Consider the following 24786-nt stretch of genomic DNA (forward strand, 5'->3'; position numbering starts at 1 on the left):
GTGAAGCATGACGGATGACGACGAGTCCGGCGCGCGCTACAAGGTCGTGGTGAACGACGAGGAGCAGTACTCGATCTGGTTCGCCGATGAGCAGAGCCCGACGGGCTGGCGGGACACCGGGGTCGCCGGTTCCCGTACGGACTGCCTGGCCTGGGTCGAGGTGAACTGGACGGACATGAGGCCGCTGTCGCTGCGTACCGCCGCACCACACTGAGCAGCCGTCCGCAGCGGGCGGAGCGCGCACGAGGCGGGGCGGGAGCGGACACCACGTCCGCTCCCGCCCCGCCTCGTGTGTTGGTTCCTCGGTACGACGGTCCCGCCGCCCCGCTCAGCCCATGGTCGCTCAGCCTACCGTGGAACCCGCCGGAGGACTCGTCTCGGTGCCCCGGGCAGCCAGACGACGCTCCAGCCGACTGCGCACGCCGGTGAAGGCGGGCCGCTCCTCGGCGCCTTCGATGTGGCGGGCGAGCTCGGCGATGGTCGGATAGCGGAACAGGTCGGTCATCTGCACGCTCCCCGGGTAGTGGGACTTCAGCTCGCCGAACACGCGGGCCAGCAGCAGCGAATCACCGCCGAGCTCGAAGAAGCCGTCGTCGATCCCCGGGCTCGACACGCCCAGCACCGAGGCCCAGACGGCGGCGACGGTCTGCTCCGTCTCGCTCACGGGTGCTCGGTGCGTCCGCCGCGATCGCACCGGCTCGGGAGCCGGCAGCGCCTCGCGGTCGACCTTGCCGTTCGGGGTGAGCGGGACCTCGGCCAGTTCGACGAAGGCCGACGGCACCAAGTGCTCGGGGAGGGTGGAGCGCAGCGCCCGCACGGTCTCGGCCCGGTCGAAGGCGGGCCCCTGCTCGGTGACCACGTAGGCCACCAGCCGCTTGCCCCCGGGCGGGTCGGTACGCACCACGGCCACCGCGTCCCGCACGCCCGGCAGCGCTCGCAGGGCCGCCTCGATCTCGCCGAGCTCGATCCGGAAACCGCGCAGCTTGACCTGATGGTCGGTCCTGCCGAGGTAGTCGAGCCCGCCGTCGGGCAGGCGGCGCACCACGTCCCCGGTGCGGTAGAGCCGGGCGCCGGGGCGCCCGCCGAACGGGTCCGGCAGGTAGCGGCCCGCGGTGAGCGCGGGGCGGTCGTGGTAGCCGCGGGAGACGCCCTCGCCGCCGAGGAACAGCTCGCCGGCGACACCGACCGGCACCGGCCGAAGCCGGGAGTCGAGGACGTAGGCCTGCGCGTTGGCGATGGGCCGCCCGATCAGGGGCTTGCCGCCGTCCTCCGGGACGAGGGCGAACGTGGAGTAGACGGTGTCCTCCGAAGGCCCGTACAGGTTGTACACCTTGCGGATCCCGGGCCGCCGGTACAGCCGGTCCACCAGGTCCCGCGGGAGCGGCTCCCCCGCAAGGTTGACCACGGCGACGCGGGCCGGCAGCGCGCCCAACCGCAGGAGCGTGTCGAGCGCCGACGGGACGGTGTTGACCAGCGTCACCTCGTCGCGCGCCGGCAACGAGGGCAGCAGCAGGGCGTTGTCCGCGAGGACCACGGTGGCCCCGGTGGTGAGCGGCACGAAGAGCTCGAAGAGGGAGAGGTCGAAACAGACCGACGTCGAGGCGAGCGTTCCGGAGAGCTCCTCGGCCGAGTAGACCCCGGCCGCCCAGGCGAGCAGCGCGCGGATGTTGCGATGGGTGATCAGGACCCCCTTCGGTGTGCCGGTCGAGCCCGAGGTATAGATCGTCACGGCCACCGCGTCGTCGGCCGCGTCCACGGTGACGAACGGGGCAGTGGGGCCGGCGTCCGGGCCCTGGTCGGGGCCGTCGAGCAGCAGGACCGGACAGGCGGTGCCGGCCGACAGCGCGCGGGTCGGCTCCTGGGCCAGGACCACTGCGGGAGCCGCGTCCGCCAGGATGTGCCGTACCCGTGCCGCGGGGTAGGCCGGGTCCAGCGGCACGTACGCCGCCCCGGCCTTCCAGACCGCCAGCAGCGCGGCGGGCAGGTCGGCCGTGCGCTCCAGGCACACGCCCACGTAGTCGCCTGCGGCCACACCGGCCGCCTGCAGCCGTACCGCGATCTGATCGGCGCGCGCGTCCAGCTCCGCGTACGAGCGGCGTGTCTGGCCCGCGATCAGTGCCGTCGCGCCGGGGCTCGCTGCCGCTCGTGCCTCGAACAACCGGTGGACCCCGCCCGAACCGGCCGTCGGGAGCGCCAGGCGGGGGCCGGCGGCCTGCGTCACGAGCGCCGCCCGCTCGGCCGGGCCGACCACGGTCAGGTCCCCGATCAGGGCCGGGGGGGCTGCAAGCGCAGTGAGCAGTGTCTTGTAGTGCTCAAGCATGCGCCCGACCGCGTCCGCGTCGAACCGGTCCTCGTCGTAGCCCAGTTGCAGTGACATGCGGTCACCCGGGGCGACCGTGAGGGTGAGTGGGAAACTGGTCCGCTCCGCCATGTGGATCGACTCGACGCGGATCGGTCCGTCCTGCGCCGCCAGCGCCGGCCCTAGTGGGAAGTTCTCGAAGACCACCAGCGTGTCCGCCATGGGGAGGTCACCCGGCAGACCCGCCCAGCGCCGGATCTGCGCGAGGGACGCGTGGCCGTGCTCCTCGCGCTCCACCTGGGCTGCCTGCAGCCCGCGCAGCCAGTCGGCGACCGGGGCCTGGTGGTCGACTGCGACGCGCACGGGCAGCGTGTTCAGGAAGCACCCGACCGCGGACTCCATGCCGGGAAGGGACGGCGGGCGCCCCGAGGTGATTGCAGCGAGCAGGACGTCGCGCTCGCCGCTGTAGCAGCTGAGCAGCAGGGCCCACGCGCCCTGGACGTAGGTGTTGAGCGTGATCCGCTCGCGGCGGGCGGTGGCGAGCAGCGCGGCCGTGGTCTCCTGGCTCAGCATCACCCGCTGCTGCCCGGCTGGTCCCTGCTCGGCGGTGCGGTGGGTGCGCGGCCGGTCAATCCCGAGCTGCGTGGGCCCGCTCACCCCGGCGAGTGAACGGCGCCAGTACTCCTGCGTCGTGGCCGTTTCCCGCGCCTGGAGCCACGCGATGTAGTCGCGATACTGGGTCACCGGACCGAGCCTGGGCGCCTCGCCCTCGCGATCCGCCTGGTAGCAGCGGACCACCTCGGAGAGCACGGTGGGCATGGACCAGCCGTCGGAAACGGCATGGTGACGGGTCCACAGGAAGCGGTGCCGGTCCTTGGCCAGACGCACCAGCAGGCAGCGCAGCAACGGAGCCCGCTCGGGCACGAAGCCCTTTGCGCGGTCTGACTCCAGCAGCGCGGCGAACCGGGCCTCCTGCTCGTCGTCCGGGAGTGCGCTCCAGTCGTCCTCCCGCCAGGGCAGTTCCACCGTCCGGCGCACGATCTGCAGGGGTTGTTGCTGGTCCAGCCGCAGGAAGCAGGTCCGGTGCACGGCGTGCCGGGCGGTGACCTGCTGCCAGGCCCGCCGGAACGCCGCCGCGTCGAACGCCCCGAGGATGTCGAAGGACAGCTGCAGGACGTACACTCCGCTGCCGGGGGCGAGCCGGGACCGGAGCAGCATCGCGTGCTGGAGCGGCGAGAGCGGGTAGATCGCCTCTACGTCGTCGGGCCGGCTCAAGCCAGTCCTCCTTCCTGGTCGCGCAGTTCGCCGAGCAGTTCGTCCAACGACTCCTTCGTCAGATCGATGTCGGGGAAGTCGGCGGGGGTGAGCCGTACGCGTCCGGTGCGGCAGTCCTCGACCTGTCGGCGCAGCGAGGCGACGACCCGGTCGGCGAGGGCCCGGACCGTCTCCGGACGGTGCACGGCCTCGCTGAAGGTGAAGTCGACGCGAAGCCGGCCGTTCGCCACGAGCCCGTTGACGTTGAGCAGGTGCCGGCGCCGCTGCGCGGGTCCGTGCGGTGCGCCCACGGCCGTGGGGGCGAGGGCCAGCAGTGCGTCCTCGCTCCTGGAGGTGTCCGCTTGGCCGAGGTAGTTGAAGATGATCTCGGGTTGGTGTCCGTTGCCGAGGCGGTCGCGGACCGATGCGTCCTGGTGCAGGTGGCGCAGCAGGCCGTACCCGATTCCGCGGCGCGGGATGCGCCGCACCTGTTCGCGGACGGCCGCCGGCCGGTCTTCGGGGGCCTCCGGGAGTTCGATGCGCAGCGGGTAGAGCGCCGTGAACCATCCGACGGTCCGTGAGACGTCCACGTCCTCGAAGAGGTCTTCGCGTCCGTGCCCTTCCACGTCGAGCAGCACCGTGTGTGAGCCGGTCCATGGCGTGCAGGCCTCCGCGACGGCGCAGAGCAGCGCCGCGTGCAGGTCGGTGCCGTGGGCCGCGGGCGCTTCGTGCAGCAGGGCGTCGGTGTCCTCGGCGGACAGTTGCGCGGTGACGGTCCGGGCACTCGCCTCGGTGTTGTCGCCGTCGTGGTCGCGCGGCAGTGTCGGCGCCGGGCCCTCTACCTGGTCGGCCCAGTAGTCGAGTTCGGCGAGTGTCCGTTCGGTGCCGGCCTCCCCTGCCAGCCTGCCGGTCCACTCCTGGTACGACGTGGTCTTGGCGGGCAGCTGCACAGGCTGGCCGGCCTGCAGGAGTCGGTAGGCGCGCTGCAGGTCCTCCAGCAGGACGCGCCAGGAGACGCCGTCGACCACCGTGTGGTGGATCACCGTGAAGACCTGGTCGGCCCGCCGGCCGCCGTAGCCGAAGGAGACCATCCGCAGCAGCGGACCGTGTGCGAGGTCGAGCTGACGGTGGACGCGGTCCTGGACGGCCGCGGTCTCCTGCGGCCAGCTCTGCTCGGGCAGCCCGCTCAGGTCCACGTGCTCGATCGGCGTCGTTCCCTCCTGGGGTGGCTCTGTCCGCTGGTCCCAGCCGGCCTCGCCTTCGCGGAACCGGTTGCGCAGGGCGTCGTGGTGCTGCAGTAGGGCGTCACGGGCCAGCGCCAGCACGCGGAGGTCGAGCGGATCGCCGGTAACGTCGGCGAGCACGGCCTGGTTGTAGTGGTGGGCGTCGGCCAACTCCTGTTCGAAGAACCAGTGCTGGATGGGGGCGAGTGGCGACTGGCCCAGGACCGGGCCCTGTTCGGCCGAGGTGTGCACGCCCTGGCGTGCCACTGCGGCGAGCGCCCCGAGCGTCTGGTGCTGAAACAGGTCCCGGGCCGCGATGGTGAGCCCGGCCTGCCGGGCGCGCGAGACCATCTGGATCGCGACGATCGAGTCCCCGCCGAGTTCGAAGAAGTTGTCCTCGACCCCGACTTCCGCGCGGTGCAGCAGGTCGCTCCAGACGCCGGCGAGGATGCGCTCGGTCGCCGTCCGCGGCGCGGCGGACGGTGCGGTGTGCTGTTGCGCGGGCGGCTGCGGCAGTGCGCGGCGGTCGGTCTTGCCGCTGGGCAGCAGTGGCATCGCGTCCAGCCCGACGAACTGGGCCGGCACCATGTACCGCGGCAGCCGCGCCTTCAGGTGCCCGCGCAGGGCCTCGACGTCCAGGGGTCCCGAGGTGACGACGTAGGCGATCAACCGCCGTCCGCCCCGTTCGTCGTCGGCCGCGACGACCGCAGCGGCCCGGACGTCCGGTGCTGCGGTCAGCGCCGCCTCGATCTCCCCGGGTTCCACCCGGAAGCCGTGGATCTTCACCTGGTCGTCCCGGCGGCCGATGAACTCCAGCTTGCCGTCGGCCCGGTAGCGCACGACGTCCCCGGTGCGGTACATCCGCGCCGCCGGGTCGGCGGCGAAGGGGTCCGTGAGGAAGTGCTCTGCGGTGAGGTCGGGCTGGTGCAGGTAGCCGAGCGCCACGCCCTCGCCGCCCAGGTGGAGTTCGCCGGGCACACCGATCGGCACGGGGGTCCGGCGTTCGTCCAGCACATATGCCCGGGTGTTGGTGAGCGGCCGGCCGATCAGACCGGTCGCGTCGCGCACCAGGTGGCTGGTGGACCAGATGGTCGCCTCGGTCGGGCCGTAGACGTTGAGCAGCTGACCGCCGACCGCCTGCGACAGGTCCGCCGCGAGGGCCGGGGTCAGCGCCTCGCCGCCGACCAGCATCCATTCCAGGGAGCCGAGGGCGGCCTTGACCTGCTCGTCGGCGACCAGCAGGGAGGCCAGCGAGGGGGTGCACTGGAGATGGGTGACGCCGTGCCGCTCGATCAGTGCCGCGATGGACTCGGGGACGTCCTCCTCGGAGCCGGGCGAGACCAGCCGGCGTAGTTCGTCCAGGTGGTCGAGGCTCGCCAGCACGTCGTCGGCGGGGACGCCGAAGTCCATCAGGCAGGCGATCTCGTCCACGCCGGCCGCGCTCAGGCGGTCGACCAGCGCCACGCACTGGTCCGGGGTGCCGAAGAGACCGCTGGTGTCGTAGTAGCGGTCGAAGGCGTGGTCGAGGAGCGCGTCGAGGTCAGCCTCGTCGAAGTCCTCCAGCTCCAGCCCGCGTGATCTGGCGATCGGCCGGACCAGGTCCACGGACTCCCGCAGATAGTTCTTGAAGGGCTCTCGGACGGTCCGGCGGACGAAGTCCTCGTCCTCGGACACGAAGGTGTGCAGCATCAGGGTGACGTGGCCGGGGCCGGCGTGGCCCGCCTCGCGGCGGGCCTCCCGGTACACCCGTACTGCCTCGGCCAGCTCATCGACCGACTGTCCGAGCAGGTGGGTCAGCACGTTGGCGCCGATCGCGCCGGCCCGCCGGAAGGTCTCGGGGTTGCCGGCGGCGGTGATCCAGACCGGCAGCTCCGGCTGGAGCGGACGCGGCAGTGTGCGCACCTCGATCTCCTCGCCGGTGCCCGAGGCGGTGCGCACCGGCTCGCCCCTCCACAGTCCACGGACCACCTCGAGGTCGCGGAACATGGTCTCCTTGCGGTCCGCGAAGTTGTGCGGGGCGAGCGCGAAGTCGTGCGGCTGCCAGCCCGAGGCCACCGAGAGCCCGACCCTGCCGCCGGAGAGGTTGTCGATCATGGCCCAGTCCTCAGCCACCCGGATCGGGTTGTGCAGCGGGAGGACCAGGCTGCCGGTGCGGATGCTTATGCGGCTGGTCGCGGTGGCCAGCGCGGCGGCTGTGACGACGGGATTGGGGTACAGGCCGCCGAAGGTGCCGAAGTGGCGCTCCGGCGTCCACACGGCGGCGAAACCGTTCCGGTCGGCCCAGCGGGCGCCCTCCAGCAGCAGGCGGTACTTCGCCGTGCCGCGCTCGCCTGCATCGCTGGCGAAGTAGAAGAGGCTGAAGTCCGTCTTCCGGCGCCGCGGCCGGGCTCCGTCGCTGAGTACGAGCTCGTCACCGACGAGGACGACCTTGAACCCGCGGGTCAGGGTCCACAGCAGCTCAAGCACGGAGATGTCGAAGGTGTACCGGGTGACGGCGAGCCAGGTGCCGGGCCGGTCGGTGCCGAGCCGCTGGTCCATGGCGTGGAAGAAGCCGGCGAGGTTGCGCTGGCCGATCATCACGCCCTTGGGGCGGCCGGTCGATCCCGAGGTGTGGATGACGTAAGCGAGGTCCTCGGGACCGGTCCGGCGCGAGGGCGTCGAGTCGTCCGTGCCGGGCTCCTGTCCGGGGTCGATCAGCGTGACCCCGGTGGGCAGGTCCGCGGCCCGGTCCCCGGTGGTGATCACGGAGCCGACCCGCGCGTCCGCGATCAGGTCGGTGTTGCGTGCTGCCGGGGCGCTCGGGTCGAGCGGGAGGTAGGCGGCGCCGGCCTTGAGCACGGCGAGCATGGCGACGACCATCTCCACCGAGCGGTCCAGCCAGAGAGCCACCAGGTCGTTGTCGGCCACTCCCCTGGCCCGCAGGACGTGCGCCAGCCGGTTCGCTGCGCGGTCGAGCTCCTGGTAGCTCAGCGAGCGTCCGCCGTGGACGAGCGCGGTGTCCCGTGGCCGGCTGCGGGCCTGCTCCTCGAAGGCGTCCGCGACAAGCGTGGCCTCCGGATCGGCGCGGTACCCGGCGTTCAGTTCCCGCAGCACCACGGCGCGCTCCTGTTCGGGCAGCAGGCGCAGGTCACCGATCCTCGTGTGCGGGGCGCGGACGATCGAGCCGAGCAGTTCGTGGAAGTGTCCGGCCAGCCGCTGGACGGTGTCGGCGTCGAACAGGTCGGTGCGGTATTCGATCCGGCCCCGCACGCCGTCGGCGTGCTCCACCAGGTCGAGGGTGAGGTCGTACTTGGCGACCTCACCCTCGAGCGGCACAGGCTCCAGCCGCACGCCGTCCATCGCCAGTCCCTCGTCTGGGGCTGGCTGGTAGACGAAGAGTGTCTGGAACAGCGGCGAGTGCCCGGCGTCGCGCGGCGGGTTGAGCGCCTCCACCAGCCGCTCGAACGGCAGGTCCTGGTGGGCCTGGGCGGCCAGGACCACGTCACGGACCCGGCCGAGCAGGTCGGTGAACTCCGGGTCGCCGGTGAGGTCGGTGCGGATCACCAGCGTGTTGAAGAAGCAGCCGATCAGTTGCTCCACCTCGGCCCGGGTGCGGTTGGCCACCGGGGTGCCGACGGCGATGTCCTGCTGGCCGCTCTGGCGGGCCAGCAGCACGTTGAAGGCGGCCAGCAGCACCATGAACATGGTCGAGTGCTGCCGGTGCGCGAGCGCGCGCAGCCCGGCGACGGTCGCCGGGTCCAGCTCGATCGCCACGGTCGCGCCAGCGTGGCCCTGGACCGCGGGCCGCAGTCGGTCGGTGGGCAGCTCCAGCAGCGTCGGCAGATCGCGCAACTGCTCTGTCCAGTAGTTCAGTTGGGGCTCTACGCCGGTGCCCTCCAGCCACTGGTTCTGCCAGAGGGCGTAGTCGGCGTACTGGATCGGCAGCGGGGCGAGCGAGGCGGAGTGGCCGGCGCGGCAGGCGTTGTAGTGGGCCACCGTCTCCCGCCACAGGAGTGCGGTCGACCAGCCGTCGGAGACGACGTGGTGCAGGCAGAGCAGCAGCACGTGCTCCTGCGGTGCCACCCGCAGCAGCGCGGCGCGGAAGAGGTCGTCGTGCGCGAGGTCGAAGGGGCGCGCCGCGAAGGCGAGTGCGTGCCGGACCACGTCCGCCCCGGTGGCCTCGGTCAGCGGCACCTCGAACGGCGCGGCCTCACGGACCACCTGGCGGGGCGTCTCTTCGACGAGCACGATGTTGGTGCGCAGCGCCTCGTGCCGGCCGACCACCTCGTACAGGGCGCGGACCAGGGCCTCGACGTCCAGCGCGCCGTGGATGCGGACGGCCGCCGGGATGTTGTACGCCGCGTCGGCGCCGTCCACCTCGGACAGTACCCAGAGCCGGCGCTGGGCGTAGGACAGCGGCAGGGGACCGGTGCGCTCGGCCACGGGGATCGCCGCGGCATCCGCGTCGGCCTGGGCGCCGTCGACCAGCGCGGACAGTCGCGCCACCGTGGGGGCCTCGAACAGGGTGCTGACGTGCAGGCCGACACCGGTGGTAGCCCGGATCCGGGCCACCACCCTGGTCGCGTCCAGGGAGTTGCCGCCGAGCGTCTGGAAGAAGGAGTCGTCGCGGCCGACTCGTTCACAGCCGAGGATCTCCGCCCACAGGGCGGCCAGCAGGACCTCGGTCTGCGTCTCGGGCGCGACATAGGCGGAGCGGGGGGCGGCCGGGTCCGCTGCGGGCAGGGCGCGCCGGTCCACCTTTCCGTTCGGCCTCAGTGGCAGGGCTGGCAGCGGGACGATCACGGCCGGGACCATGTGGTCCGGCAGTCGCAGCCGCAACTGCCGGTCGAGTTCGTCGGTGTCGATCCGGGCACCGCGACGCGGCGCGACGTATGCCGCCAGCCGTATCTCGGCCCCTTCGCCGACGGCGACCACCACCGCGTCGGCGACGTGTTCGTCGCGGCAAAGCTCGGCCTCGACCTCACCTGGCTCGACCCGGTGTCCGCGGATCTTCACCTGCTGGTCGGTGCGGCCGAGGAAGACCACGGCGCCGTCGGGGCGCTGCCGCGCCAGGTCCCCGGTCCGGTACATCCGGGCGCCGGGCTCGGCGTCGAACGGGTCGGGCAGGAAGTGCTCCGCGGTGGTGCCCGGTCGGTCCCAGTAGCCCAGGGCGAGCCCGGGACCGCCGAGGTACAGCTCCCCGGGCGCTCCTTGGAGTACCGGGCGGAGCTTGGCGTCGAGCAGGTAGGCGCGGTAGCCGGCGAGCGGCCGGCCGATCGGCAGCGGGCCCGGCTCGTCCCCGGCGGCCTGGTGGACCAGCGCGCCCACGGCGGTCTCGGTCGGGCCGTAGTGGTTGACGACCCGAAGTTCCGGGCGCAGTGCTCGGATCCGCTCCAGCAGCGCGGGGGACGCCGGCTCACCGCCCAGCACCAGGCATCGGGTGGGCAGCAGGTCGGTGGCGTCGGGCGCGTCGAGCAGCGCGGCCAGGTGCGAGGGCACGATCTTCAACAGGCCCAGCGGACGGGCCCGGAAGCGGGCGGCGAGCGCGTCGGCCGCGAGAACCTCCTCGGTCAGCGGCAGGAAGAGGGGGCGGCCCGTGCACAGGGCGCCGAAGACCGCGGTGTGCCCGAGGTCGGCGGCGGGCGTGGCCAGGGTGCCCAGCAGTTCGTCCTGCGGCGGGTTCAGGGCGGCGATCACGCTGTCCAGGTAGGCGCAGATGGCGCGGTGCGGGACGGTGACGCCCTTGGCCCGTCCGGTCGAGCCGGAGGTGAAGATCAGGTAGGCGGGGTGCTCCGGCCGGACCGACACGTCCACCGGAGTCTCGGGCAGGCCGGCCAGGTCCGCGGCGTCGCGGTCCAGGTCGAGCACCGGCGTCGTGCCGGCCGCCTCGGTGTCGAGCCGGCCGCGGTGGGTGATCAGTACCGTGGGGCGGACGGCCTCCAGCATCCCCTGCACCCGTGCGGCCGGCAGCGCCTGGTCGACGGGCGCAAAGGCGCCGCCCGCCTTGAGGACAGCGAGCAGACCGATGACGTAGTCGACGGAGCGGTCCAGCAGCAGGGCGACCGGCACACCCGGGCCGACCCCGCGGGTGCGCAGCGCGTGTGCCAGCCGGTTGGCCCGGCCCTCCAGCTGGCCGTAGGTCAGCTCCTCGTCGCCGCAGACCACCGCGAGGGCCTCGGGCCGCTCGGTGGCCGCCTGCGTGAACCGCAGGTGGGCGAGTGCGGTGCCGGATGCCGCCGTGGGTGCGGGTCCGCCGTGCCCGGGAACGCCCGTGTAGGGTCCGGCCGCGAGGCCGAGGTCCGCGAGCGGCGTCTGCGGGCGCGTACTGATCTCGCTGAGTACCGAGACCAGTTGCCCGGCGATCTGCAGCGTGTGCCGGTGTGACACGTGTCGCTCGTCTCGGACGAGCGAGGCCGTGAGAGCGCCGTCGGCGGCCCGGACCACGTCGAAGTGCAGCGATGCTCCGCCGGGGCTGCCGCCCACACCGGTCACGGTTAGCCGTGCGCTCCCCGCGGGCACGACGGCGGGCAGTTCGGTGAAGGCGAAGCTGAAGGGGAGCGGATCGGTGAGGCGCGTGCTGTCGAAGGCGAACTGTTCGGCGGGAGCGTCGGTCAGGAACCGGTCGAGGTCGCGGACCAGCGAGGCGAACGGCAGTGTGCCGGCCAGGGTGGCCGCCACCGGTACCGGGCTCTCGAACGGCCCGATGACGTGGTCCAGTTCGTCCAGTCCTCGGGAGCCGGGCAGTACCGCGGTGAGGATCTCAGGGCGACCGGTCAGGCGGAGCAGGAGGACCTGCCAGGCCCCGAGCAGCACCGCGGCGGCACTGCCGCCGATCTGGGCGCTCGCCCGGTCCAGCGTCGCCGACAGCGTGGCGTCCAGCCCGAGAGCCACCCGGGTCGGCTCGCCGAGCGGGCCGGTCTCCGGGGGCAGGGTGGACTCGCGGGCGAGGGCCAGCTCCCGGCCGAGCCAGCGGTCCATCCGGGCCCTCGACTCGTCCGTCCCGACCTGCTCGTGGAGCCACTCCGCCGCGTCCAGGTACTGGAACGGCTCCTCCTCCTGCGGCGACCGGCCGTCGAGCAGTTCGGCGAGCTCCGTGAGGACCACGAGCAGCGAGCGGCGGTCCGCGAACACGCCGCTGGCCGTCAGTACCAGGACCGCGTGGTCGGCGCCGGCCAGCAGGCGCGCGCGCAGCGGTCCGGTCCACGGTTCGGTGAGGTCCGCCGCGGCGACGTTCTCGACCGCGGCCGCGGCCTGGTCGGCGTCGGCCGGCAGATGGTCCTCATACCACTCGGGCTCGGCCGGCGACTGCACCGACTGCAGCGGTGCCGTCAGTCCTGGGACCTCGATCAGGTGTGCGCGCAGGAGCTCATGACGTTCGGTCAGCAGGGCCAGAGCTCGCCGGAGCCGGTCGCCCGGGAGGGGGCCCTCCAGCAGGGCGTGGATCTGCACGCGCTGCCCCGGGGCCTGCGACCAGGTTCGAAGCTGCGGCGGTGCCAGGCGGAATCCGGCCTGCGCCATGCTGTCGAGCTCGGCGTCGTTCATGGTGTGCGATTCTCCATTTTCAGCCCATCGGGCCGGTGCGTGCTGAATCCGGGTCAGTGGTCGGCGGGGGCGGGCAGGTCGGCGCGCATCATGTCGCCGAGCGCCACGACGATCTTCCGCGGCCCGACGAAGGGCCGGCGGGCGTGCGCCACCAGCATGTTGTCGGTGACGAGGATGTCGCCCTCCTGCCAGGTGAAGACCAGCGCCTCCCGGTCCATCACCTCGCGGACCTCGGTGACCACCTCGTCGGGGATGACGGAGCCGTCGCCCCAGTACACGTTCCTGGGCAGACCGGCCTCCCCATACAGTGTCTCCAGCGACTGCCGGGTGTCCGCGTCGAGGCACGAGGGGTGGTGCAGGGCAAGCTGGTTGAAGAAGACCGCCTCGCCGGTGCGGGGGTGCGGCAGCACCGCGTCGGCCCGCCGCCAGGTGCGCAGGGTGCCGTCGGGCAGCCAGCTGAAGCCCTCGCCGGCGGCGGCGCACTTGCGCTCCGCCTCGGCCCGGTCCTCGGTGCCGTAGAACCTCGACCAGCTCACGTCCACGGCGTCGATGAAGTTGCGGACGTAGCGCAGCCCGCGCCGGGTGAACTCTTCGGCCAGCTCGGGGCGCAGGCTCGCGAGCACCCGGCGGCAGTCCACGATCGGCGTCTCGCCGCCCTCGCGGGCCGCCACGATGCAGGAGAAGAACTGCCGCATCGGCCAGGTGTGCAGGTGGGAGCTCTCGTTGTGGAAGAGGATCGACCGGTCGTCCGGGTAGGGGGTGGACTTGTAGACGCGGGGCGACTGGCCCTCGCGCGGCAGGTCCCCGTACTCGGGGAAGAGTGTCGGGCAGATCGCCGAGGCCGCCTCCTCGAACCGCTCGATTGATCCCTCGTGGAAGCCGCGCAGCAGCACCGCTCCGTGCTTGTGCAGATGGGTGTCGACGACCTCCCGGTTGCCCCGCAGCCATCCCGCGAGGTCGACGTCGGCGGCGGGCGTCAGGACGAGGGGGGCCTGTGGCAGACCGGGCAGGAAGCCGGTGTGTACCGGACTGATCCGGGCGACGTCCACCGAGCGGCGCTTGGCGCTGCGCAGCGACTGGAGCCTTGTGCTGTGGGAGTCCTGCTCGGTCATGTCCCGTGTCCCGTTCTCGTCGTTGTTCTCCATGCGCAGCTCGCCGATCCGGGTATCCGGCGCCTGGGCGGCGTCGTGTAGCACGCGCACGAGTCGCGTGGCCATCCGGTCGATCGTGGCGGCGTCGAAGAGTTCCGCGTTGTAGATGAAGGTGCCGACGATCCCCTGGCCCTGTTCCTCCATGAACAGGGTCAGGTCGAACTTCGTGTGCAGCGCGTCGACTTCGATGGTGCGCGCGGTGATCCCGGGGAGTTCGAGGGTGATGTTCAGCTTCTGCAGCAGGAACAGCACCTGGAACAGCGGCGTGTGCGCCGGGCTGCGTTCCTGACGGAGTTCGTCGACGAGCGTCAGGAACGGCAGGTCCTGGTGCGCGTAGGCGTCCACCGACGTCGCGCGGACGCGGGCGAGCAGTTCCCGGAAGGTGGGGTCGCCGCCGAGGTCCGTGCGCAGCACGAGATTGTTGACGAACATCCCGATCATCTGCTCGAACACGGCCCGGGTCCGGTTGGCGTTCGTGGTGCCGACCGAGACGTCCGTGGTGCGGGCCAGGCGCGACAGCAGCACCTTGAATCCGGCGAGCAGCACCATGAAGAGGGTGGCGCCCTCGTCCCGGCCGAGTCCGCCGAGTCGCTCGGCGAGTTGCAGCGGGACCACGAAGCGGTGGACGGCGTTGCGGATTCTCTGGGTTTCGGGCCGGGGCCTGTCCGTGGGCAGTCCAAGCAGCTTCGGTGCGCCGGCCAGTTGGCGCCGCCAGTAGGCGAGTTGCCGGTCGAACAGCTCTCCGTCCAGCCAGCGCCGCTGCCAGTCGGCGAAGTCCGCGTACTGGTGGTCGAGCGGAGCAAGCGGTGACCGCTGGCCGCGCGTGAACGCCGAGTACAGCGTCACCAGTTCTTCCACCAGGACGCCCAGCGACCAGCCGTCGGAGACGATGTGGTGGATGTTGACCAGCAGGACGTGGTCCGCCTCCGCGACCCGCAGCAGGGCCATCCGGATCAGTGGTCCCCGCTCGAGGTCGAAGACGGTGCGCGCGTGCTCCTGGGCGTATGTCTCGATCTCCTCCTCGGCCACCTCACGGACCGGTAGGTCGACCGTGACGTCCTGGTGGATGCGCTGTACCGGCGAGCCGTCCACGGCGTGGACGGTGGTGCGCAGCACCTCGTGGCGTCCCACGACCTCCCGCAGGGCGCGCCGCAGCGGCTCGATCTCAAGCCGGCCCAGCAGGCGCACTGCTCCGGGGATGTTGTAGGTCGCGCTCGGGCCGTGGAACTGCTCGGCCAGCCACAGGGACTGCTGGCCGAAGGAGAGCGGTACCGGTTCGTGCCTGGGTACCTGCAGCAGCGGGATGTCCGGGTGGGTGTCCTGGGACTGCGCTGCCCGTACCTGCTCGGCCAGGCCCGCGGCCGTCGGGGCGTCGAACAGGGCCTTGACCGGCAGGTCGACGCGGAGGCTGCGGCGGATACGGGCGATCACCTGGGTGGCCAGCAGCGAATCGCCGCCCAGCCGGTAGAAGTCGTCGTGCGCGCCGAGTTCTGCGGTGCCGAACAGTTGCCGGAAGATGGCCAGGATTTCCTCCTCCACGTCCGCTGTGGGGGCCTGTGTCGCCTCTGTGGCCCTGCGTGCCCGGCTTTCGCGCCGGTCGGCGGCCGTGCCGAGGTGGGGGGGCGCCCCGGCCAGCAGTACGGTGCCGGGCCGGTCGAGGGCCTGCTCCAGCAGGGCGGGGTCCGCGTCCGCGTCCCAGTGGATCGAGGCGACCCGGTCACTGGCGAAGACGTCGAAGACGCTGCCGGCGAGCGCGGGGCGCAGGCTGCCTGTGGCGCCGGTGACGGCGCGCGCGGGCGAGACGAGGGCCAGCGCCGGGACCTCCGCCTGCGCCGCGGCGTGCACCAGGGCCTGTGCGGTGGCGACGTGCGGAGCCGCCAGGGCCGGCAGGTCGGCCGGTTCCCATGGCTGCGGTGTGTCGTCGAGCGGCAGTTGCGGCGCGTGGACGATCCCGTCCACGCGCCCGAATCGCGTGGCAGCCCGGGACAGGGCCCGCGCCAGTTGCTCTGGTGAGGTCGGGTCGGCGTCGACGACCAGGACCTCGGCGCCCAGGGCCGCGAGCTCCTGCACGGCCCCGATGCGCTCCCGGGTGGTGCGCAGAACGGCCTCGGCGCGCCGGGCGAGGTGCGCCCGGTGGCCGGGCGAGTCGAGCGTCGTGGGCTGCTGGGCGAGCACCAGACCGTAGTCCGTGGCGTTGCGGGTGGCTTCGTCGCGGGGGAAGGACATGACCTCCGTGAAGGGCCGTTCCCGCAGCACCCGGTCCCAGGTGTCCAGCGGGACCAGCGGCGAGCCGCTTCGGATGTCCTCGTCCTCGAACAGCCACCACCCCTCGGCGAGGCCCCAGAGCAGCTCGACCCAGCGCAGCGACACCACGGCTTCGACCAGTCCGAGCAGCCCGCCCGGAGCGATCAGGCCGCGCAGGTTCTCGACCGTGTCCGCGATCCGCGGTGTCGCGTGGACCACGTCGAAGCCGATGACGGCGTCGAAGGAGTGCGCTTGGAGGCCCTGCTCGGCCGGGTCGCGGGTGATGTCGAAGACCTGGCAGTCAAGGGAGGTGAAGCCGCAGCCGGCGGCCCATCGCCGGGAACGGCGGACGAAGGAGCCACCGAGGTCGGTGAAGCAGTACTCGACCTCCCGCCCGCGCAGGGCGGCGGCGATGATTCTGGTCAACTGGCCGTTTCCGCCGCCGACTTCGAGTACCCTCAGTGGCCGTTGCGGGGTCGCGTCGGCCAGTTCGGCCAGCAGGCGCCCGACCAGTTCCGCGTAGACGCGGTAGTTGCTGGCATCCAGCAGGGTACGGAACGCCTGCTCCAGCCGTGCGGGGTCGCCGTCCGGGAAGAGCACACCAACGGCGTCGATGTCGCCGCTCAGCGCGGCCGGGAAGTTGCGCACGCAGTGGTCGATGAAGGAGATCGTCGGCTCGAAGCCGGGCAGCTGGGCGTTGGCGGCGGCGGAGTCGAAGAGTTCCACCTGGTCCGGTCCGCGCAGCACCTCGACCCGGTCCCCCTCGCAGCGGACGACGCCGTCTTCGTGCAGCACTTGGAGGAAGAAGTCGAGGAACTTGACGAAGGCGGGCAGGATCCGCATCCGCTCGGCGATCTCGGCGCGCTGGTGTACCACGCCGGCCCGCAGATCGATGCCGCCGTCGCGCAGGGTCCGGTACACGTGGCTGCCGCAGAGCCGGTTGAGTACCGCGCTCACCGTGTCCCGGTCCCAGGCGGCCCCGGCCTCCTGGGCGAGTCGGTGCTCGGCGGCGGACAGGCCGGGCGCGAGTCGTTCGAGCTCGGGCAGGGTCTTGTCGGCGGACACCGCGGTGAGGGCAAGTGCGGGGCCGGTTGCTTCGTGGAGCCAGTCGGACCACTGCGGCTCGGGCGGCAGGGGGTGGCGTTCCAGCAGGGTGAGTCCGGCCCGGCGCTGCCGCGCCAGTCGGCGCGCGAGGAGCATGGGCACCTCGGCGAGCCCGTCGGTGAGAACGAGGCTGTGGGCTTGTGGGGCCGGCTGTGTCGTCAGGTCCTGTTCGTAGCACTCGACATGGCGGGTGCCCGCGCGGAACGCGACGACGGTCTCGGCGACGCCGCCGAGGAGTTCGCCGACGATACCGTCGGCGGCCTCCGCGAGCCGGTCGTCCACGTCGACGCAGACCACGGCCAGTTCCGGGTGGTCGGCGGCGATCGCGCGGGTCAGGCCGGTCAGGGCCGCGGCGATCGGTGACGGGTCGTCATCGGCTGTGATCCGGTGCAGCCCGCGTGCCACCAGGGCGAGCTGCACCTCGTCGTCCTCGGTGCCAGCGAGCAGCTGCGCCATCCAGGTCCCGGCCAGGCGTAGTTCGTCTCCCGGTGCTGCGGCCGCGCCCGGGTCGCACTCCAGCACGATGTGGCGGGGCAGGCCTCCGCGCTGGCGCAGCGCGCCGAGCAGCGCGGCCACGTCCTCGGGGTGGGCCGGATCGAGGACGAAGCCTGTGTCCCGTGCGGCGAACGCCGCACCGCGACGCGCCCGGACGATGCTCTCCCCGTCTTTGTCCAGACGGTCTGCCAGTGCCTGGCCCAGTACGTCGTCGGCCACCACCAGCCAGTCGCCCGGCTGCCGTGCGGCGGTGTCAAGGCCTACACGTGGCGCGGGAGTCCAACGTCGGGCCAGGTTGCCGACCGTGCCTGCGGATTCGCTCACGACGGGTGTGAGCGTGGCCTGCGGCGACGGCGCCGAGGTCGTGGGAACGGGTTCGATCCAGTGGCGCTCGCGCTCGAAGGGGTGCCCGGGCAACGGCACGCGGTGCCGCCGCTGTCCGGCCCAGAACTTCGGCCAGTCCACCGGCACGCCGGCACAGTGCAGGGCGCCGAGCGCCTCCAGCAGCGCCTCGCCGTCCGTCCGTGCGTCCTCGGCGCCGCGCGCGGAGGAGATCACGCGGTGGGCCGGAATGCCGCCGCGGCGCACCATCGGGCCGAGCGTCCGCCCGGGGCCCACCTCCAGGAAGACCTCTGCGCCCTGCTCGGCGGCCGTGCGGACGGCGTCGGCGAAGCGCACCGTCCCGCGTAGCTGGCGGGCCCAGTAGCCCGGGTCGCCGAGCTCTTCGGCCGACGCCACCTGGCCGGTGAGGCAGGAGACCACAGGGATCCGCGGCGTTTGCAGGTCGAAGCGGGCTGCCTGCTTCTCGAACGAGCCCACGACCGGGTCCAGCATCGCGGAGTGGAACGCGTGCGAGGTGCGCAGCCGGCGGTGCTGCACGCCCTGGGCGGTCAGCCGCCGCTCCAGTTCCTCGACCGCCGGGTGGGGGCCGGCGGCGACGCAGTGCTGCGGGCCGTTCACGGCTGCCAGGGAGCAGTCCTCCAGCAGGGGCAGCAGCGACTGTTCGTCCAGCGACACCGCCAGCATGGCGCCGCCGGGCGCCTCGTTCATCAGCCGCGCGCGTTCGACGACGAGGTCGAGGGCGTCCTCGAACCGGAGGACGTCTGCCAGCGTCGCCGCCACGTACTCGCCCACGCTGTGCCCGATCAGCACGGACGGCCGCACGCCCCACGCCGTCCAGAGGCGGGCGAGCGCCAGCGTCACGGTGAACAGGGCGGGCTGGGTCAGCCAGGTCCGGTCCAGCCGCGTGCGTTCGCGCTCTTCGTCGGCGGGGTCCGGCCAGATCACCCGGCGCAGGTCCACGCCGAGCCGGTCGGCGGCGTGCTCCGCGCAGCGGTCCACCACCTCGCGGAAGACCGGCTCGTCGGCGAAGAGACCGGCGAGCATCCGCACCTGCTGTGCGCCCTGACCGGGGAACAGGAAGGCGACGCCGGGGGCGTCGGCCCCGGCCACCCCGGACAGCGGCACCGAGGGACGTTCTCCGGCCAGCGCCTCGATCGCCCCGGCGCGGTCCCGGCAGACGATTGCACGCCGGTGCGAGTGCGTGCGGCGGCCGGTGCTCAGGGTGAACGCGAGGTCCGCCATCGGCGTGTCGTCGGCCGTGCGGAAGGCGTCCGCCAGTTCGGCGCCCAGCTGGTCCAGTGCCTGGGGCGAGCGTGCGGAGAAGACCACGAGTTGCGCGTCGCGGGATGGCCCCGAGGCCGGACGGACCGGTGCCTCCTCCAGCACGACGTGGGCGTTGGTCCCGCCGATGCCGAAGGAGCTCACCCCTGCGCGCCGCGGTGCCCCGTCCGGTGCCGGCCAGGGCCGCAGTTCGGTGTTGACGTAGAAGGGGCTGCGGGCGAAGCCGATGGCGGGGTTCGGCTGCTTGAAATGCAGGCTCGGCGGAAGGTCACGGTGCCGCAGTGCCTGAACGGTCTTGATCAGGCCGGCGATCCCGGCCGCCACGTCGAGGTGGCCGACGTTGGTCTTGAGCGAGCCGATCGCGCAGTACTGGCGGCGGTCGGTCTGTTCTCGGAACGCCTTTGTCAGGCCGACGAGTTCGATCGGGTCCCCGATCACGGTGCCGGTCCCGTGCGCCTCCACGTAGCCGACCGTGTCCGGTTCGACGTCGGCGAAGGCGAGTGCCTCGGCGATGACGGCGGCCTGCCCGGTGGCGCTCGGGGCGGTGAAGCCGGCCTTCGCGGCACCGTCGTTGTTCACCGCCGAACCCCGGATCACCGCGAGGATGTGGTCGCCGTCGGTGACTGCCTCGGAGAGCCGCTTGAGCAGTACCAGACCCATGCCACTGCCGAACCGGGTCCCGCCTGCGGCGGCGTCGAAGGCCCGGCAGTGCCCGTCGGGGGAATGGATGCCGCCCTCGTGGTACTGGTAGCCCACCTTGCTGGGCAGGATCGCGCTCGCGCCGCCGGCGACGGCGAGGTCGCACTCGTACCCGAGCAGCGCCCGGGCCGCCTGGTGGACCGCGACCAGGGAGGTCGAACAGGCCGTGTCGACGCCGACGCTCGGACCAGTGAGGTCGAACTTGTGCGAGATCCGAGTCGGCGCGAAGCCCTTGTCGGTGGCGAAGAAGATCCGCTGCATGCCGACCTGTTCGATCAGCTCCGGACGGCCGAGCAGATTGTTCACCAGGTAGGAGGGGAAGCCCACGCCGACGTAGACCCCGGTGGTGACGCTCAGCGTCTCGGGGTTGTAACCGGCGTGGTCGAACAGCGCCTGGGTGCCCTCCAGCAGCATCCGGTGCTGCGGATCGAGGATGGCCGCCTCCATCGGCGTCAGTCCGAACAGGCCGGCGTCGAACTGCTCCATCCCGTCCAGCACGGTGGCAGCACGGACGTACCCCGGCTCGCGGAATTGACGCTGCGGGACGCCCGCGGCAAGCAGGTCCTGCTCCGAGAGCCAGGTGACGGACTCGATGCCGTCCGCGATGTTGCGCCAGAACTCCTCCGGGTCGCGGGCCCCGGGGAACCGGCCGGCCATGCCGATGACGGCGATGTGCTGGACGTCGTCGTCGGTGTCGTGTTCGCTCACGGGCTCTGCCTCCTGCGCTGCTGCCGTCGGACGGCGGCCCTCTGCTTGTTGACCCGGTCGTCGATGCGCCCGCTTTCGGCGTCGGGGGCGCCGCCGGAGCCCAGCCGGGCGGCCAGGGCGGCGATCGTCGGATAGGTGAAGATGTCAACGAGTTCGATCGGGCCCAGGCCGGTGCCCTGGAGGCGGCTGTGCATCCTGGCTGCGAGCACGGAGTGGCCGCCGACCTCGAAGAAGTTCTCGTGCACGCCCACCGAGTCGCGCCCCAGGAGCTCGGCCCAGATCCGCTGCAACACGCTCTCGGCCTCGTCGCGCGGGCCCACGTACCCGGCGGGCACGGCCGAGGAGACCTCGGTGGCGGATCGGAGGAGCGCGCCGCGGTCGGTCTTCCCGTTCTGCGTCAGCGGCAGGGTGCTGCGTGCCACGAACCTGGAGGGCACCATGTACTCGGGCAGCAGACCGCGCGCGTGCGAGCGCAGCGCCTGTTCATCGAACTCTGCGTCGCCGCGGGGGACGACGAAGGCGACGAGGCTGTTCTCGCCCTGCCCGTCCCGCCGGGCGCTCACAGCACACTCGGCCACGTCCGGGTGGGCGCTGAGGACTGCCTCGATCTCGCCGACCTCGATGCGGAAACCGCGCACCTTGATCTGGTGGTCCACCCGGCCGAGGAACTCCAGCCGGCCGCCGGCCAGCGGCCGGACCAGGTCACCGGTGCGGTACATGCGCGCACCGGCGGCAGCGGCGAAGGGATCGGGTAGGAACCGCTCGGCGGTCAGTGCCGGCCGGTCCCAGTAGCCGCGGGCCACACCGGTCCCGCCGACGAAGAGCTCGCCGGCGACTCCGGGCGGTACCGGCCGCAGGTGGCGGTCCAGTACGTACAGCGTGGTGTTGGCCAGCGCTCCGCCGATGGTGACCCGGCCCGAGGCGTCGACCTCCAGCCTCTGCACGGCCGACCAGACGGTGGTCTCGGTCGGGCCGTACATGTTGAGCATCCGCTCGACGGCGGAGCTGCCGAGCCGCTGCACCAGGTCGGGGGGCACCGCTTCGCCGCCGACCAGCAGGTGCCGCAGCGGGCCGAGCCCTGCACCGGTCCCGGCCGTCTCCAGCAGCATCCGGGCGTAGGCGGGCGTGCACTGGAGGTGCGTCACCGCGTGCCGGGACAGCGAGCCGGCCGGCAGCGTCCCGGACACCTCGGTGAGCAGCCTGCGGACTGTCACGATGTGGTCGAGTGCGGCGAGCGCCTGTTCGTCGTCGACCCCGAAGTCGATCAGACAGGCGATCTCGTCGACCCCCGCGTCCGCCAGTTCCCGCACCAGTGAAGCGCAGTGCTCTGGCGTGCCGAAGAGCGCGCTGTTGCGTGTGAAGCGCTGGTAGGCGTGCTCGACGAGCAGCTCCCGGTGCTCCACCGGGTCGAGGCCGAGTCCTTTGGCCAGCCCTTGCATCAGTTCGATCGAGCTGCGCAGGTAGTTCTTGAACGGCTCGCGGACCGCTTCCTGGACCACGTCCGGGTCGGGGTGGACGAAGGTGTGGAGCATCAGGGTCACCACGCCCTCGTCGTGTCCCGCCTCGGCCCGCGCGGCGCGGTAGACACCGATCTTTCGGGCGAGCTCCTGGACGTTCTGTCCCAGCAGGTGGGTCAGCAGGTGGGCGCCGGCCGCGCCCGCCTGGCGGAACGTTTCCTCGTTGCCCGCCGCGGTGGCCCAGACGGGCAGTTCGGGCTGGACGGGCCGGGGCAGGGTGGCGGTCTCCACCTCAGTGCCGTCGCCGTTCACCCGCCGCACGCTCTCGCCGCGCCACAGGGCCCGCACCGTCTCGATGTCCCGCCACATCCGCTCCTTGCGGTCGGCGAACTTCTCCGGTGCCAGCACGAAGTCGTTCGGCTGCCATCCGGAGGCGAAGGAGAGGCCGACCCGTCCGCCGGAGAGGTTGTCGACGGCGGCCCACTCCTCCGCGACCCGCAGCGGATCCTGCAGCGGAAGGACGACGCTGCCCGCCCGCAGGGCGACGCGCTCGGTCACCGTGGCCACCGCGGCGGCCAGCACCGACGGGTTGGGGAACGCGCCGCCGAAGGCGTGGAAGTGCCGTTCCGGGAGCCAGAGCGCACGCAGCCCGGCGGCGTCGGCGAACCGTGCCCCGTCCAGCAGCATCCGGTAGACGTCGGGCCCCCGGCGCTCGCCGGAGTCGGAGGCGAAGTAGAACAGGCTGAAGTCGACCGGGCGCGACGGGGCGCAGCCGTTCTCCCCGGCCCGCCGCGCGGGTGTCGCCCATCGTTCGGTCTCGACGATGACGCGGTAGCCGCGGCACAAGGTCCACAGCAGCTCGACGACCGAGATGTCGAAGCAGACGCTGGTGACGGCGAGCCAGACCGGCTGCTGGCCTGCCGGGGGCGTGCCCACAGCCAGGTCGAGGCCCGCGAACAGGTTGGTGACGTTGCGCCGTGTGACCATGACCCCCTTGGGCCGGCCGGTCGACCCCGAGGTGTAGATGACGTAGGCGAGCGCGGCCTCGGGGGCCGCTGCGAGCCGCGTCGGGGCGAGCCTGGCGGCCTCCCGCGCGAGGGTGTCCAGGGCGAGGAGTTCGCCGGGGCACCCGCGGAGCGCCCGCTCGCCCGTCCCGTCCACCAGGCAGAGCGTGATCCGACCGTCCTCGGCCATGTGGGCGAGGCGCTCCTGCGGGTAATCCGGGTCCAGTGGCAGATAGGCGCCACCGGCCTGGATGATGGCCAGCATGGCCACCACCAGCTCGATCGAGCGCTCGGCGCACAGACCGACCCGTACCTCCTCGCGCACCCCCCGCGCACGCAGTGCGGCGGCCATGCCGTCGACCCGCTCCCCCAGCTCCCGGTAGGTCACCGACCGCTCGCCGCAGACGAGGGCGACGGCCTGCGGGGTCCGGCGCACCTGGGCGTCGAACTGATCGGGCCAGGGCAGCTCGCCCAGGTCCACCGTCGGCCCGCTGGTCTCGGCTCGCAGTGCCTGCTCGGCCGCGTGGGAGAGGGCCGGCAGCTGCGAGACCGGCTGCTCCGGGCGGGCGGTGACGGCGTCGAGCAGGGCAAGGTAGCCGTCCGCGATCCGCTCGACGGTCGCCTGTTCGAAGAGGTCGACGTTGTAGGTCCAGGAACAGGCGAAGCGCCCGTGCGCCTGCTGGACGGAGAGGACCAGGTCGTAGGGGGCACCGCGCTGACCGGAGGCGGCCAGCGGCGTGAGGGAGATCGGCTGCCGGTCCGGTTCCGCCTGCTGCCAGACGTACATCACCTGGAAGAACGGGGAACGGCGCGGATCGCGCACCGGGTTGAGGCGCTCGACGAGCAGTGGGAACGGGAACGGGTGGTCCAGCGCCCGCAGCAGGGTGGTGCGGGTGCGCCCGAGCGCCGCGAGGAAGGTGGGATCGTCCGCGAGTGTGGTGCGCACGACCACCGGGTCGGCGAAGAAGCCCACCGTGTCCTGTACGTCGGTGGTCGGCCGGTTGGCGGCCGGCGTGCCCACGACGACGTCGTCCGCTTCCAGGTGCTTGTGCAACAGCACCTGGAAGGCCGACAGGAAGAGCATGTTCGGCGTCGCGTCGGCGTCGCGGGCGACCCGGGCGATCGTGGCCGACAGCCGGTGGTCCAGCTCCACCGTGAGGCGACCGCCGCGGAAGGTCTGCACCGGCGGGCGTGGCCGGTCGAAGGGCAGCTGCGTCTCCGCCAGGCCGGCCAGTTCCTCGCGCCAGAACGCCAGGGCGTTTGCCGCGTCGGGACCGGAGAGCCGGTGCTGCTCACGGTGTACCTGCTCGGTGAAGTCCACGCTGTGCGGCACCGCCGCCGCAGGGTCCTGGGCCCGGTAGGCGGCCAGCCACTGCTCGACGATCACGTCGACGGACCGCAGGTCCGCGGCGATGTGATGCACCGCCAGCGCCAGCACCGGATGCTCGTCGTCCGGGCCGCCGCGCACCAGGGCGGCCCGGAGCGGCAGCTCCCGCTCGAGGTCGAAGGGCCGGTCCACGAACGCTTCGGCGAGGGACTCGACCAGCTCGGCCGTGGTGGTCTCCTCCACGAGGACTGACGGGGGGACCTCGGCCACGCACCGCAGCGGCTCGCCGTCGTTCCAGCGGTACGTCGTCCGCAGGATCGCGTGCCGGGTCATGACCGAGCGCAGCGCGCGGTCCAGGCGCCCGGCGTCGAGGGCCTCGTCGGTACGGGCCACCAGCGCGAGGTTGTAGGCGACGCTGTCCGGGGTCAACCGCTGGTGCAGCAGCAGACTGCGCTGTCCCGCGGTCAGCGGACCGCTCTGCGCGGCCCCGGTGCGCAGGTGCGCCACGATCGCGTCACGGCGCTCGCGTACCTGTTCCAGCAGCGCGGGCGTCAACTGTTCCTGCGCCCCGCGGCACTGGAGGCGGCCCTCCTCCAGGAAGAGCCTGATGCCCAGGGCCTCGACCCCGGCCATGAAGTGGTGTATGTCCTCGGCCATCGCCGGTCTCCTCTCCCCGC

General features: G+C 72.5%; 5 protein-coding genes. 1 reads left to right on the forward strand and 4 read right to left on the reverse strand.

The features are described 5' to 3' along the window. Positions 1-7 precede the first annotated feature (7 nt). Positions 8-214, forward strand: coding sequence for an MbtH family protein (locus AC6F7H_RS02795; protein ID WP_500754964.1), 207 nt, complete (start codon positions 8-10; stop codon positions 212-214). Positions 215-343: 129 nt separating this feature from the next. Here AC6F7H_RS02795 and AC6F7H_RS02800 read toward each other — a convergent pair whose 3' ends face one another. Genes AC6F7H_RS02800 through AC6F7H_RS02815 form a run of 4 tightly spaced genes read right to left on the reverse strand, consistent with a single transcriptional unit; the run spans position 344 to position 24766 of the window. Beyond that, a complete protein-coding gene (locus AC6F7H_RS02800; RefSeq protein ID WP_500754965.1) occupies positions 344-3574 on the reverse strand; it encodes an amino acid adenylation domain-containing protein in 3231 nt (1076 codons plus the stop codon). Next, the gene (locus AC6F7H_RS02805) at positions 3571-12297 is read right to left on the reverse strand and encodes an amino acid adenylation domain-containing protein (protein ID WP_500754967.1); all 8727 of its coding nucleotides are present in this window, start codon (positions 12295-12297) and stop codon (positions 3571-3573) included. Before AC6F7H_RS02805 ends, AC6F7H_RS02800 begins: the two co-directional genes overlap by 4 nt. 53 nt (positions 12298-12350) lie before the next feature. Next, positions 12351-20321, reverse strand: coding sequence for a condensation domain-containing protein (locus AC6F7H_RS02810; protein ID WP_500754968.1), 7971 nt, complete (start codon positions 20319-20321; stop codon positions 12351-12353). After that, the gene (locus AC6F7H_RS02815; RefSeq protein ID WP_500754969.1) at positions 20318-24766 is read right to left on the reverse strand and encodes a MupA/Atu3671 family FMN-dependent luciferase-like monooxygenase; all 4449 of its coding nucleotides are present in this window, start codon (positions 24764-24766) and stop codon (positions 20318-20320) included. The genes AC6F7H_RS02810 and AC6F7H_RS02815 overlap by 4 nt, the downstream gene beginning before the upstream one ends. Positions 24767-24786: the final 20 nt, after the last annotated feature.

This window comes from Streptomyces sp. MMS24-W38, assembly GCF_059889265.1.

Coding starts and splice junctions, on each gene's coding strand:
- AC6F7H_RS02795 (WP_500754964.1), top strand. CDS start 8: ATGACGGATGACGACGAGTCCGGCGCGCGCTACAAGGTCGTGGTGAAC.
- AC6F7H_RS02805 (WP_500754967.1), bottom strand. CDS start 12,297: ATGAACGACGCCGAGCTCGACAGCATGGCGCAGGCCGGATTCCGCCTG.
- AC6F7H_RS02815 (WP_500754969.1), bottom strand. CDS start 24,766: ATGGCCGAGGACATACACCACTTCATGGCCGGGGTCGAGGCCCTGGGC.